The following is a 12,918-nucleotide window of genomic DNA, read 5'->3' as shown; positions in this document are numbered from 1 at the left end:
TTCGCAGCTATTCTTCCATCCGGTGATTCTGATGGATGACACCTGCAACGAACCTTTGGGGAAAGGTCCCTTATGCTCATCTGGCTTGTCGAACTGGCGGACCATTTTCAATTTTTCAACCTCTTCCGGTACATCACCTTCCGTACCGGCGCCGCCCTGTTCACATCGGCAATCATCGTCTTCCTGTTCGGGCCACGGATGATCTCATCGCTGCGCGTCCGCCAGGGCAAAGGCCAGCCGATCCGCGCCGATGGGCCGCAGACGCATTTCAAGAAGGCCGGCACGCCGACCATGGGCGGCCTGATGATCCTCGCCGGCATCGTCTGCAGTTCGCTGCTGTGGGCCGATCTGTCCAGCGTCTACGTGGTTTCGACGTTGCTTGTGACGCTCGGTTTCGGCGCCATCGGCTTTTATGACGATTATCTCAAGGTGACGAAGCAGTCGGACAAGGGCTTCTCAGGCAAGGCTCGTCTGGGTATCGAATTCGTCATTGCCGCTATTGCCGTCTTCTTCATGATGCGGACCGCATTGTCCGCGGGCACGAGCGGCTCGACCTTCGGCTCGTCGCTGACATTCCCGTTCCTCAAGGACTTCACCCTCAACCTCGGCTATTTCTTCATCCTGTTCGGCGGTTTCGTCATCGTCGGCGCCGGCAACGCGGTCAATCTGACCGATGGCCTCGACGGGCTTGCCATCGTGCCGGTGATGATTGCCGCCGCCTCCTTTGGCGTTATCGCCTACCTTGCCGGTAACGCGGTGTTTGCAAACTACCTGCAGATTCATTTCGTCCCCGGCACCGGTGAACTCGCCGTCATCCTTGGCGCCGTCATCGGCGCCGGCCTCGGGTTCCTCTGGTTCAATGCGCCGCCGGCGGCGATCTTCATGGGCGATACCGGTTCGCTCGCTTTGGGCGGCCTGATCGGCACCGTCGCCGTCGCCACCAAGCATGAGATCGTCATGATCATCATCGGCGGCCTGTTCGTCATCGAAACCCTGTCTGTGATCATCCAGGTCTTCTGGTTCAAGCGCACAGGCAAGCGCGTCTTCCTGATGGCGCCGATCCACCATCATTTCGAGAAAAAGGGCTGGACCGAAAGCCAGGTCGTCATCCGCTTCTGGATCATCGCGGTCATCCTCGCGATGGTCGGCCTCGCGACGCTGAAGCTGAGGTAAAGGCCGATGATCCCGGTGACGACATTTCAGGGCAAGCAGGTCGCGCTTTTTGGGCTCGGCGGCTCCGGCCTGGCGACGGCGCAGGCGCTGGTCGCCGGTGGCGCAAAGGTGACGGCCTGGGACGATAACCCCGATAGCGTTGCCAAGGCGATTGCCGAGGGTGTGGGCACCGGTGATCTGCGACAGGCGGACTGGAGCGCCTTTTCCGCCTTCGTTTTGTCACCGGGCGTTCCGCTCACGCATCCGAAGCCGCACTGGACCGTCGATCTTGCCCATGCAGCCGGCGTCGAGATCATCGGTGATGTCGAACTCTTCGTGCGCGAACGGCGCGCCCATGCCCCGGACTGCGCGTTCATCGCCATTACCGGGACCAATGGCAAGTCCACCACGACAGCGCTGATCGCCCATATCCTGAAGACGAGCGGGCGTGATACGCAACTCGGCGGCAATATCGGCACGGCCGTTTTGACGCTCGATCCACCCAGGAGCGGCCGTTTCTATGTGGTCGAGTGCTCGTCCTACCAGATCGACCTTGCGCCGACGATCAATCCGTCCGCGGGCATCCTTCTCAACCTGACGCCCGATCATCTCGACCGGCACGGCACGATGCAGCATTATGCCGATATCAAGGAACGCCTTGTTGCCGCGAGCGAGGTTGCCGTTGTCGGCGTCGATGACAGCTTTTCCAGTCTGATCGCTGACCGCGTCGAACGCGCCGGCACAAAAGTCGTGCGGATTTCGCGACATCATGTGCTGGCGGATGGTCTCTATGCCGAGGGCAGCCGGATCGTGCGGGCCCTTTCGGGAGCAACAAGCCTGTTTGCCGATCTCGATGGCATCCAGACGCTGCGCGGCGGTCACAATGCCCAGAACGCGGCGGCTGCAATTGCCGCTTGCCTTGCCGTCGGCGTTTCGCCGGCAGACATCGTCAAGGGGCTCTCCTCCTTCCCTGGCCTGAAGCACCGCATGCAGCCGGTCGGTCGCAAGGGGCAGGTGGTTTTCGTCAACGACAGCAAGGCGACCAATGCGGATGCGGCAGCGCCCGCCTTGTCGAGCTATGAGCGGATCTACTGGATCGCCGGCGGTGTGCCCAAGGAAGGCGGGATCACGACGCTGTCGTCGTTCTTCCCGAAGATCGCCAAGGCTTACCTGATCGGCGAGGCTGCGCCCGCTTTCGCCGCGACACTGGGTGAGGCGGTACCCTTCGAGATTTCCGGGACCTTGGAGCATGCCGTCGCCCATGCCGCAGCCGACGCCTCGAAAGACGAAGCGGGGCCATCCGCCGTCATGCTCTCCCCGGCTTGCGCAAGTTTCGACCAGTATAAGAATTTCGAGGTCAGGGGTGATGCATTCGTCGGCCATGTGGCTGCGATCGACGGCGTGACGATGCTGATATGAGGCCGCAGCTTGCGGATTATGAGGGCCGATAGCCCTGATGAAGACGGATTGGCGCCGGACGCGCCGTTGAAGGGGACGAAGAGATGGTAAGCCGTGCCGAGCGTGGCCCCGTGGCCGACTGGTTCTGGACGATCGACAGGTTCTTCCTGGCGACCTTCATTCTGTTGATGGGGATCGGCTTCATGCTGTCCTTCGCCGCAAGCCCGGCGGTGGCCGAGCGGCTCAATCTCGACAGCTTCCACTTCGTCAAGAGGCACGCCGCGTTCCTTCTGCCGTCGCTTGCGGTGATGATCGGCATCTCCTTTCTCTCGCCGCGGCAGGTGCGCCGAACGGCGATGATCCTGCTCCTGGTTTCGCTTGCCCTCATGGTGCTTGCCTTGTTCTTCGGTGCCGAGGTCAAGGGATCCCGTCGCTGGATTTCGCTGGCTGGCCTGTCGATCCAGCCGTCCGAATTCATGAAGCCGGCCTTCGTCGTCGTCTGTGCCTGGCTGTTTTCAGAGCATGCGCGCCAGCCGGAAATTCCAGGCAACCTGTTCGCCATCCTGCTTTACGGCATCGTCGTCGCTCTGCTCGTGGCGCAACCGGACCTTGGCCAGACGATCCTGACGACGGCCGTATGGGGCGGCATGTTCTTCATGGCGGGCATGCCGTGGCTCTGGATCGTCGTGCTCGGCGGTTCGGCGGTCGGGGGGCTGGTGGTCGCCTATACGATTTTGCCGCACGTGGCTGGTCGTATCGACCGGTTTCTGACCGGGGAGGGCGACACTTTCCAGGTCGATACGGCGCGCGAGGCGATCATTCGCGGCGACTGGCTGGGGCAAGGCCCCGGCGAAGGCGTCGTCAAGCGGATCATCCCGGACAGCCACACCGACTTCATCTTCTCGGTCGCGGCGGAAGAGTTCGGCATTATCTTCTGCATGGTCATCGTGCTGATCTTCGCCTTCCTCGTCATGCGCGGTCTTTCCCATGCCTTCCGTGAACGCAATGATTTCACCCGCTTCGCCGTTGCCGGCCTCGTGCTGCAGATCGGCATCCAGTCGATGATCAATATCGGCGTCAACCTGGAGCTCCTGCCGGCCAAGGGCATGACCCTGCCGTTGATCTCCTATGGGGGTTCCTCCATGGTGGCGATCTGCGTGACGGCGGGCTTCATCCTGGCGCTGACTCGCCATCGCCCGGAAAAACGTGCCGTCGAGCGCAGCCTGTTCCGCTCGGGCATGGGCGTTCCAGCGGAGTAAGGACTGATCATGAGTAAAGGCACCATCATGCTTGCCGCCGGCGGCACCGGCGGCCACCTGTTTCCTGCGGAAGCGCTGGCGCACGAGTTGAAGGAGCTCGGCTATCGCGTCCATCTGGTGACGGACAGCCGGGCGGAGCGCTATGCGGGAAAATTCCCGGCCGATGAAATCCATGTCGTGCCTTCGGCGACGATCGGCTCGAAGAATCCCCTGAAGGTTGCGGGTTCGCTTTGGACTCTCTGGTCCGGCATACGTGTCGCCCGGCGCTTGATGGCGAAGGTGCGGCCGAAGGTCGTCGTCGGTTTCGGCGGCTATCCGACGATTCCGCCACTGCTGGCCGCAACCGGCATGGGCATTCCCACGATGATCCACGAGCAGAATGCGGTCATGGGCCGGGCGAACAAGGCACTCGCCAAACGCGTCAAGGCAATCGCCGGTGGTTTTCTGCCGGAAACGAATGGCCCTTATGCCGCAAAGACAGTGACGACGGGAAATCCTGTTCGGCCGGCGGTATTGGAAGCGGCCAAGGTGCCGTATCAACCGTCGGGTGAAGGAGAAGAATTCCGCCTCGTCGTGTTCGGTGGCAGCCAGGGCGCGCAATATTTTTCCAAGAGCGTGCCGACGGCAATCAGCCTGCTCGACGACGGCCTGCGGGCGCGCCTTCGCGTCACCCAGCAGGCCCGCGTAGAAGACATGCCCATGGTCGAAGGCTGCGTTGCCAAGCTTGAGATGAGCGCGGACATTGCACCGTTCTTCAACGACATGGCGGAGCGCATCGCCAAGGCTCACCTGGTCATCTGCCGGTCGGGCGCTTCCACTGTGTCGGAGATAGCCGTGATCGGCCGTCCGGCGATCCTGGTGCCCTATCCTTACGCGCTTGATCATGATCAGGCGGCCAATGCGGCCGCAATTGCAGCGACCGGTGGGGCCAAGGTGATCGCCCAGGCAGAGCTTTCGGCCGAAAAACTGAGCCGGATCCTGACGGAGGCCATGAACAACCCCGCCAAGCTCGCCGGTATGGCCGCAAGGGCCAAACAGGCGGGCAAACCGGATGCCGCACGCTTGCTTGCCGCCATGGTTGAAGCTATTGCCAGCGGCTCGACGATTGCACAGTTCAAGGAAACACGCTCATGAAGATGCCGCAGACGATCGGCCTGGTTCATTTCATCGGTATCGGCGGCATCGGTATGAGCGGTATTGCCGAAGTGCTGCACAATCTTGGCCACAGGGTGCAGGGTTCCGATCAGTCCGACAGCGCCAATGTCCAGCGCCTGCGTGACAAGGGTATCGAGGTCTTCGTCGGCCACAGGGCGGAAAACATCGGCGACGCCGAGGTCGTCGTCGTCTCGACTGCCATCAAGAAGGGCAATCCTGAACTGATCGCCGCGCGCGAAAAGCTGCTGCCGGTGGTGCGTCGCGCCGAAATGCTCGCCGAACTGATGCGCTTCCGCAATGCGATCGCGATCGGCGGGACTCACGGCAAGACCACCACGACGTCGATGGTTGCGTCGCTTCTCGAAGCCGGCGGACTTGACCCGACAGTCATCAACGGCGGCATCATCAACGCCTACGGCACCAATGCCCGCATGGGCGAGGGCGAGTGGATGGTGGTGGAGGCCGATGAATCCGACGGCACCTTCCTTAAGCTTCCCGCCGATGTCGCCGTCGTCACCAATATCGATCCGGAGCATCTCGATCACTACGGCAATTTCGATGCCGTGCGTGCCGCCTTCCGCCAGTTCGTCGAGAACGTGCCCTTCTACGGCTTCGGCGTCATGTGCCTCGATCATCCAGAGGTGCAGACCATGGTTTCGAAGATCGAGGATCGCAAGGTCATCACCTATGGCGAAAACCCGCAGGCTGACGTGCGCTATTCCAATATTCGCATGGATGGGGCAACCTCGGTTTTTGACGTGGAAATCCGCCGCCGCCGCACAGGCCAGGTCATCAAGTTGCCGGATCTGCGGCTGCCGATGCCGGGCCGTCACAATGTCTCCAACGCCACCGCTGCGATCGCTGTTGCCCAGCGCCTTGGCATCAAGCCCGACGATATCGCCAAGGGCCTTGCTGCCTTCAGCGGCGTCAAACGGCGCTTCACCTTTACCGGCGAGTGGAACGATGTGCGCGTTTATGACGACTACGGCCATCATCCCGTCGAGATCAAGGCGGTGCTGAAGGCCGCGCGCGAGGCCTGCAAGGGCCGCGTCATTGCCGTGCACCAGCCGCATCGTTTCTCGCGGCTGCACAGCCTCTTCGAGGACTTTGCCGCCTGCTTCAACGATGCCGATACAGTGCTGCTCGCGCCTGTCTATTCGGCCGGCGAGGATCCAATCGAAGGGGTCAATTCGCCGGAGCTCGTCTCCCGCATCAAGGCCGGCGGTCACCGCGATGCGCGCTTCATCGAAGGCCCGGACGCGATCGCGCCGATCGTCTCCGCCATTGCGCAACCGGGTGACTTTGTGGTTCTCTTGGGGGCTGGCAGCATCACTTACTGGGCTGCGGCCCTTCCGAAGGAACTCGCAGGTATTTCAGGAAATTCCGCATGAAACAGGTTGATGGTACAAAGCTGCTAGCCTCTCTCGGGGACAGCGTAAACCAGCTGCGCGGGCGCCTGACGCCGGATGCGCCGATGGACCGTGTCACCTGGTTCCGTGCCGGCGGCCTTGCCGAACTGATGTTCCAGCCGCATGACACCGATGATCTCGTCACCTTTCTGAAGCTGCTGCCGGACGAAGTGCCCGTCATGGTCGCAGGCGTAGGCTCGAACCTGCTCGTCCGCGACGGTGGCATAAAGGGTGTCGTCATTCGCCTTTCGGCCAAGGGGTTTGGTGATGTGGAGCTTGTCTCCGAGACCCGCGTGAAAGCGGGCGCGATCTGCCCGGACAAGAATCTCGCGGCCATGACGCTGGATCATGGCATTGGCGGTTTTCATTTCTACTACGGCATTCCCGGCTCGATCGGCGGTGCGTTGCGCATGAATGCCGGCGCCAACGGCGGCGAGACGCGTGAGCGCGTGGTGGAGGTTCACGCGGTCGACCGCCGCGGCAACAAGCACGTGCTCACCAATGACGACATGGGCTATACCTACCGGCACTCTGCTGCTGCGAACGATCTGATCTTCACGCACGCGGTTTTCGAAGGCTATCCGGAAGACAAGGCCAGGATTCGCGCCGATATGGACGCCGTGCGCCAGCATCGCGAAACGGTGCAGCCGATCCGCGAAAAGACCGGCGGCTCGACCTTCAAGAACCCGGACGGCCATTCCGCCTGGAAGCTCATCGACGAGGCGGGCTGCCGTGGTTTGATGATCGGCGGTGCGCAGATGTCGCCGATGCATTGCAACTTCATGATCAATACAGGCCAGGCGAGCGGCTACGACCTTGAATATCTCGGCGAAACCGTGCGCCAGCGCGTTTATGAGACCTCAGGCGTCACGCTCGAATGGGAGATCAAGCGCATCGGCACTTTCATGCCGGGCTACGAGGTGAGGGAATTTCTCGGTCAGCTGACGGCCTGAACCAACCTTTGGAAAAAAAGACCGCCGCGGAGAGCTCCGCGGCGGTTTTTTTCGTTTTAAGGCGCAATCCCGCCGTCGATCAGCAGGGCTTCGTTGACGGGCCTTTCTTTTTCGGGAGCGCGCAAGAAAATCGTTGTAACGAGCCTAACTCTCTGATTCCAAGAGACAAATCGAATATTTCCTTGATTCGATACCAAATATTTTATCCTCCCTCGGATCGGGTTAACCAAAGTAAACGGTTCATTAACCATAATGCCGTTTTAGTGGATCTGCGCCTGAGGGATGCGACTCGCGAGGCGAACAAGCTAGGCGCAAGCGGGCAGGTGTAGGCTGGCGTGATGTCGGGGGTTTTTATGAGTGGTAAGCACGTCGCTGTCCTGATGGGCGGGTTTTCTTCGGAGCGGCCGGTGAGTCTGTCGTCCGGGGCTGCGTGCGCCGATGCCCTCGAGGGCGAGGGCTACCGCGTGACCCGCATCGACGTCGATCGCAATGTTGCCTCCGTGCTTGCCGATCTGCGGCCGGACGTCGCCTTCAACGCGCTGCACGGGCCCTTCGGCGAGGATGGCACGATCCAGGGCATCCTCGAATATCTCGAAATCCCCTATACCCATTCGGGCGTCCTGGCGTCCGCGCTCGCCATGGACAAGGCGCAGGCAAAGCATGTCGCCAGTGCGGCCGGCATTCCGGTTGCCGATGCGTTGATCATGGATCGCCACGATTTCGGCTCTAAGCACCCGATGAAGCCGCCCTACGTCGTCAAGCCGGTCCGCGAGGGCTCGAGTTTCGGCGTCGTCATCGTCAAGGAAGATCAGTCGCATCCGCCGCAGGTGATAACCTCCAGCGAATGGCGCTACGGCGACCGCGTGATGGTCGAGCGTTATGTGTATGGCCGTGAATTGACCTGCGGCGTCATGGGTGACCAGGCACTCGGTGTGACCGAAATCATCCCGCAGGGGCATGCTTTCTACGATTACGATTCAAAGTATGTAAAAGGCGGTTCAAAACACGTCATCCCGGCGGATATTTTACCGAATATTTACCAAAAAATACAAACACTCGCAGTCAAGGCGCATCAGGCGATTGGATGCCGCGGCGTAAGCCGCTCCGACTTCCGCTTTGACGACCGTTTCTCTGAAGACGGAGAGCTCATCTGGCTGGAGGTCAACACTCAGCCCGGAATGACTCCAACCTCTCTGGTGCCTGAAATGGCGGCGCATGCCGGCCATACGTTCGGTGAATTCCTCAGGTGGATGGTGGAGGACGCGTCGTGTTTGCGTTGAAAGGCAGGAAGGCAGCAAGGGTGCGGGCTCCGCTGGAGGCGGCTGATCTTGACGGTCAGCGTGTTCTGCCGCGCCCGCTGCGCCGCGTCGTGCGCTTCCTCGTCAGCCTTGGAACCGGCCGCATTCACTTCGCTCCGCACACCGGCACCGTCTCGGCTCTGGCCTTCCTGGCGGCGACCGGGTTCTACGGCATGTCGCTCGGCGGCCACAGCCAGAATTTCGCCCAGACGACGACCACGGCGGCCGGTTTTGCGATCGAGGACGTCAAGGTATCCGGCAATGAGCAGACATCGGAGATCGATATCCTGCAGCAACTTGGCCTCGACGGCACGACGTCGCTGGTGGCGCTCGACATCAATGTCGCCCGCAAGCTGATCAGCGAAATGCCCTGGGTCGAGGAGGTTTCCGTCCGCAAGGTCTATCCCGGTACCATCGAAGTCAGCCTCAAGGAGCGCAAGGCCTTCGGCATCTGGCAGCACGGCACGGACCTGTCGCTGATCGAAGCGAGCGGCAGCGTGATTGCGCCGCTGCGCGACAACAAGTTCGCGGACCTGCCGCTGTTCGTCGGTCGCGACGCCGAAACGGCTGCCGCCGAGTTCTACGAGCGTTTCTCGCAGTGGCCGGAAATCGCCAAGCGCGTCAAAGCCTATGTTCGTGTTGCCGGCCGCCGGTGGGACCTGATGCTCAATAACGGCATCACCATCAAGCTGCCTGAACACGATCTCGACCGCGCCATGCAGGTTCTCTCGACGATGGAGGAGGGGCAGCAACTGTTGGAACGGGATATCGCCGCGGTCGATCTGCGGCTGGAAGATCGCACGACGATACAGTTGACGCCCGAAGCCGCCGCCCGCCGGCAGGTGGTTCTGGAAGCGCGCACGAAGATGCTGAAGAAGCAGGAACAGGAGAACCGTACATGAGCCTTTTCGGTTCTTCCAATCTCGGTCTGCCCCGCCTGAAGCCGCTCAATTCCAAGCGGTCTCATGTCGTTTCGGTTCTGGACATCGGCTCCACAAAGGTGGTGTGCATGATTGGCCGGCTGACGCCGCGCGCCGAAAGCCAGATCCTGCCGGGTCGCACGCATTCGATCGACATCATCGGCATCGGGCATCACAAGTCGCGCGGCATGAAGAACGGCGTGATCGCCGATCTCGACGCCGCCGAAAGCGTCGTCCGTCTCGCCGTTGACGCCGCCGAGCGCATGGCGGGCCTGACGATCGACAGCCTGATCGTCAACATCTCGGCCGGTCGCCTGCAAAGCGATGTCTACACGGCCTCCATCGATCTCGGTGGCCAGGAAGTCGATGCTGCCGACCTGAAGAAGGTTCTCGCCGCTGCAGGCCAGCAGTCGCAGCGCCAGGACCGCGTCATCCTGCATTCGCTGCCGACCGGCTTTTCGCTCGACGGCGAGCGCGGCATCCGTGATCCGCTGGCGATGTTCGGCGATTCGCTCGGCGTCGACATGCACGTTCTGACGGCCGAGCGGGCCGCACTGAAAAACCTCGAACTCTGCATCAACCGGGCGCACCTGTCGGTCGAGGGCATTGTCGCAACACCTTACGCCAGCGGTCTCGCGGCGCTGGTGGACGATGAAGTCGAACTCGGCTGCGCCGCCATCGACATGGGCGGCGGCACGACGACGATCTCCGTCTTCGCCGAAGGCAAGCTGGTGCACGCCGATGCCGTTTCGCTGGGCGGCCATCACGTCACGACCGATCTGGCGCGCGGCCTTTCGACCCGCATCGAGGATGCCGAGCGGCTGAAGGTGGTGCACGGTTCGGCCCTGCCCAACAGCGCCGACGAACGCGATATCGTCTCGGTCGCGCCGATCGGCGAGGACGACCGCGACCAGCCGACGCATGTGCCGCGCGCGCTTGTCTCGCGCATTGTGCGCGCCCGCATCGAAGAGACGCTCGAACTCATCCGCGACCGTATCCAGCGTTCGGGCTTCAGCCCGATCGTCGGCAAGCGCGTCGTTCTGACGGGGGGCGCCAGCCAGCTCACCGGGCTGCCGGAAGCGGCGCGCCGTATACTGGCCCGCAACGTTCGCATCGGCCGCCCGCTCGGCGTGTCGGGCCTGCCGGCGGCGGCCAAGGGTCCGGCCTTTTCGACGGCGGTTGGCCTGATGATCTATCCGCAGGTCGCGGACATGGAAACGCATGCGTCGCAGGGCGGTCTGCTGTCGTCGCTCGCAGGAAACAACAGCCGGATCGCCCGCATGGGCCAATGGCTGAAGGAAAGCTTCTGATCCCTTCGGCGGCGCTGGCGGGATGCAATACGGAATTTAGTGATTTGGCCGGCTCGGCAAGGCGGCCAGAAACCAGGAAGGAACGGGTACAATGACGATCAACTTGCAAAAGCCGGATATCACCGAGCTGAAGCCTCGCATCACCGTCTTCGGTGTCGGCGGCGGCGGCGGCAACGCTGTCAACAACATGATCACGGCAGGCCTCGAAGGCGTCGATTTCGTCGTCGCCAACACCGATGCCCAGGCGCTGACCATGACCAAGGCCGAACGCATCATCCAGATGGGTGTCGCGGTGACCGAGGGTCTTGGCGCCGGCTCGCAGCCGGAGGTCGGCCGGGCTGCCGCTGAAGAATGCATCGATGAGATCATCGATCACCTGAACGGCACGCATATGTGCTTCGTCACCGCCGGCATGGGCGGCGGCACCGGCACGGGTGCTGCTCCGGTCGTCGCCCAGGCTGCCCGCAACAAGGGCATCCTGACGGTCGGCGTCGTCACCAAGCCGTTCCATTTCGAAGGCCAGCGCCGCATGCGCCTCGCCGATCAGGGCATCGCCGAGCTGCAGAAGTCGGTCGACACCCTCATTGTCATCCCGAACCAGAACCTGTTCCGGATCGCCAATGACAAGACCACGTTTGCCGACGCGTTTGCGATGGCCGACCAGGTTCTCTATTCGGGCGTTGCCTGCATCACCGACCTGATGGTCAAGGAAGGCCTGATCAACCTCGACTTCGCCGACGTCCGTTCGGTGATGCGCGAGATGGGCCGCGCCATGATGGGCACCGGCGAAGCATCCGGCGAAGGCCGCGCAATGGCCGCCGCCGAAGCTGCGATCGCCAACCCGCTGCTCGACGAAACCTCGATGAAGGGCGCTCAGGGCCTGTTGATCTCGATCACCGGCGGCCGCGACCTGACGCTGTTTGAAGTCGATGAAGCCGCGACCCGCATCCGCGAGGAAGTGGATCCGGATGCCAACATCATCCTCGGCGCAACGTTCGACGAAGAACTCGAAGGCCTCATCCGCGTTTCGGTTGTGGCAACGGGCATCGATCGCACGGCCGCGGAGGTGGCTGGTCGCTCCGCCGACTTTCGTCCGGTAGCAAGGCCGATCGTTCGCCCGTCGGCCGCCATCCCGGCGGCTCCCGTCCAGCAGGCGCCCGTCGCCGTTCAGCCGCAGCCGGCACCGGTTGCCGTTCAGCCGGCTCCGGTCCTCCAGCAGGCGGTCGCTCAGGCCGCTGCGCAGACCTCCGACGACATCGCCCGCGCGATCCGCGAAGCCGAACTCGAACGGGAGCTGTTCCTGTCGATGCCGCGCGGAGGTGCCGCTGCTCCGGTTCAGCAGGCGCAGGAAGAGTTCCGCCCGCAGAGCAAGCTCTTCGGTAGCGTTGCCGCGGTCGAGCAGCCGGCCGTCCAGGCCGCTGCCCCGGTCCAGCGCACCGTGGAAACGGTGGCTTACCAGCCGCAGCCTGCCGTTCAGGCGCCGGTTGCCCAGGTTCGTCATGAGCCGATTGCGCCGGTGATCCGCCAGCAGGCAGAGCCGGTCCGCATGCCGAAGGTGGAAGACTTTCCGCCGATGGTGAAAGCCGAGGCCGAGCATCGCGCCCAGCCGGTGCCGCAGGAAGAACGCGGTCCCATGGGTCTCCTGAAGCGAATCACCAGTTCGCTTGGACGCCGCGACGAGGAAGACCACAATGTCACGGCCGACATGACCGCAGGCGCGCCGAGCGCCGCCTCGCAGCAGCGCCGCCCGCTGTCTCCGGAAGCGAGCGTCTATGCGCCGCGCCGGGCTGCTCCCCTGGAGGATCGTGCCCGCGCCGTCTCGCAGCCGCGCGTGCATGAAGACGATCAGCTCGAAATCCCGGCGTTCCTGCGCCGTCAGTCGAACTGATTTTCCACCCTCCTTCCACCTTGCCGAAATGCCCGGGCTCGCGCCCGGGCATTTTTTTATGGATTATCAATTATTTTCAGTGGTTAATGTTGTCCTTGGCCAGCGTAACAAACCGAAACGAACAGTGATTTGGAATGACGGTCGCGTGCAACTATCTTCACACTTGGGACTGATGG

General features: G+C 62.5%; 10 protein-coding genes. All 10 read left to right on the top strand.

The window, feature by feature from the left end; genetic code table 11:
- The first annotated feature begins 72 nt into the window (after nucleotides 1-72).
- The 10 genes from mraY (at nucleotide 73) to ftsZ (ending at nucleotide 12,742) form a co-directional block, all read left to right on the top strand.
- Nucleotides 73-1,173, top strand: coding sequence for a phospho-N-acetylmuramoyl-pentapeptide-transferase (gene mraY / locus JNB71_RS04180; protein ID WP_018326477.1), 1,101 nt, complete (start codon nucleotides 73-75; stop codon nucleotides 1,171-1,173).
- A gap of 6 nt (nucleotides 1,174-1,179) precedes the next feature.
- The gene (murD, locus tag JNB71_RS04175; RefSeq protein ID WP_220370552.1) at nucleotides 1,180-2,571 is read left to right on the top strand and encodes a UDP-N-acetylmuramoyl-L-alanine--D-glutamate ligase; all 1,392 of its coding nucleotides are present in this window, start codon (nucleotides 1,180-1,182) and stop codon (nucleotides 2,569-2,571) included.
- An 83-nt stretch (nucleotides 2,572-2,654) separates the two neighbouring features.
- Nucleotides 2,655-3,809 (top strand): putative lipid II flippase FtsW, encoded by a 1,155-nt coding sequence (gene ftsW, locus JNB71_RS04170; RefSeq protein WP_018326479.1) that lies wholly within the window; start codon nucleotides 2,655-2,657, stop codon nucleotides 3,807-3,809.
- Nucleotides 3,810-3,818: 9 nt separating this feature from the next.
- Nucleotides 3,819-4,943 carry an undecaprenyldiphospho-muramoylpentapeptide beta-N-acetylglucosaminyltransferase gene (murG, locus tag JNB71_RS04165; protein ID WP_220370551.1) on the top strand — a complete coding sequence of 375 codons (1,125 nt, stop codon included), beginning with the start codon at nucleotides 3,819-3,821 and terminating at the stop codon, nucleotides 4,941-4,943.
- Nucleotides 4,940-6,355, top strand: coding sequence for a UDP-N-acetylmuramate--L-alanine ligase (gene murC, locus JNB71_RS04160; protein ID WP_220370550.1), 1,416 nt, complete (start codon nucleotides 4,940-4,942; stop codon nucleotides 6,353-6,355). The genes murG and murC overlap by 4 nt, the downstream gene beginning before the upstream one ends.
- On the top strand, nucleotides 6,352-7,326 hold the full coding sequence (gene murB, locus JNB71_RS04155; RefSeq protein WP_220370549.1) for a UDP-N-acetylmuramate dehydrogenase: 975 nt from the start codon (nucleotides 6,352-6,354) through the stop codon (nucleotides 7,324-7,326). The genes murC and murB overlap by 4 nt, the downstream gene beginning before the upstream one ends.
- A gap of 353 nt (nucleotides 7,327-7,679) precedes the next feature.
- Complete coding sequence (locus JNB71_RS04150; protein ID WP_220371140.1) at nucleotides 7,680-8,606, top strand: D-alanine--D-alanine ligase; 927 nt, start codon at nucleotides 7,680-7,682, stop codon at nucleotides 8,604-8,606.
- A complete protein-coding gene (locus JNB71_RS04145; RefSeq protein ID WP_220370548.1) occupies nucleotides 8,594-9,526 on the top strand; it encodes a cell division protein FtsQ/DivIB in 933 nt (310 codons plus the stop codon). The genes JNB71_RS04150 and JNB71_RS04145 overlap by 13 nt, the downstream gene beginning before the upstream one ends.
- Nucleotides 9,523-10,854 carry a cell division protein FtsA gene (ftsA, locus tag JNB71_RS04140; RefSeq protein WP_112851607.1) on the top strand — a complete coding sequence of 444 codons (1,332 nt, stop codon included), beginning with the start codon at nucleotides 9,523-9,525 and terminating at the stop codon, nucleotides 10,852-10,854. Before JNB71_RS04145 ends, ftsA begins: the two co-directional genes overlap by 4 nt.
- Nucleotides 10,855-10,945: 91 nt before the next feature.
- A complete protein-coding gene (gene ftsZ / locus JNB71_RS04135) occupies nucleotides 10,946-12,742 on the top strand; it encodes a cell division protein FtsZ (RefSeq protein WP_220370547.1) in 1,797 nt (598 codons plus the stop codon).
- Nucleotides 12,743-12,918 lie beyond the last annotated feature (176 nt).

Source organism: Rhizobium herbae (genome assembly GCF_019511375.1).
GTDB lineage: Bacteria > Pseudomonadota > Alphaproteobacteria > Rhizobiales > Rhizobiaceae > Pararhizobium > Pararhizobium herbae_A.
Note: the sequence above shows the minus strand (reverse complement) of the source record. Positions and strands in the feature narration are given on the sequence as shown.

What these genes read in the sequence shown, in the direction of transcription:
- mraY (WP_018326477.1), top strand. Translation starts at nt 73, where the DNA reads ATGCTCATCTGGCTTGTCGAACTGGCGGACCATTTTCAATTTTTCAAC.
- murD (WP_220370552.1), top strand. Translation starts at nt 1,180, where the DNA reads ATGATCCCGGTGACGACATTTCAGGGCAAGCAGGTCGCGCTTTTTGGG.
- ftsW (WP_018326479.1), top strand. Translation starts at nt 2,655, where the DNA reads ATGGTAAGCCGTGCCGAGCGTGGCCCCGTGGCCGACTGGTTCTGGACG.
- murG (WP_220370551.1), top strand. Translation starts at nt 3,819, where the DNA reads ATGAGTAAAGGCACCATCATGCTTGCCGCCGGCGGCACCGGCGGCCAC.
- murC (WP_220370550.1), top strand. Translation starts at nt 4,940, where the DNA reads ATGAAGATGCCGCAGACGATCGGCCTGGTTCATTTCATCGGTATCGGC.
- murB (WP_220370549.1), top strand. Translation starts at nt 6,352, where the DNA reads ATGAAACAGGTTGATGGTACAAAGCTGCTAGCCTCTCTCGGGGACAGC.
- JNB71_RS04150 (WP_220371140.1), top strand. Translation starts at nt 7,680, where the DNA reads ATGAGTGGTAAGCACGTCGCTGTCCTGATGGGCGGGTTTTCTTCGGAG.
- ftsA (WP_112851607.1), top strand. Translation starts at nt 9,523, where the DNA reads ATGAGCCTTTTCGGTTCTTCCAATCTCGGTCTGCCCCGCCTGAAGCCG.
- ftsZ (WP_220370547.1), top strand. Translation starts at nt 10,946, where the DNA reads ATGACGATCAACTTGCAAAAGCCGGATATCACCGAGCTGAAGCCTCGC.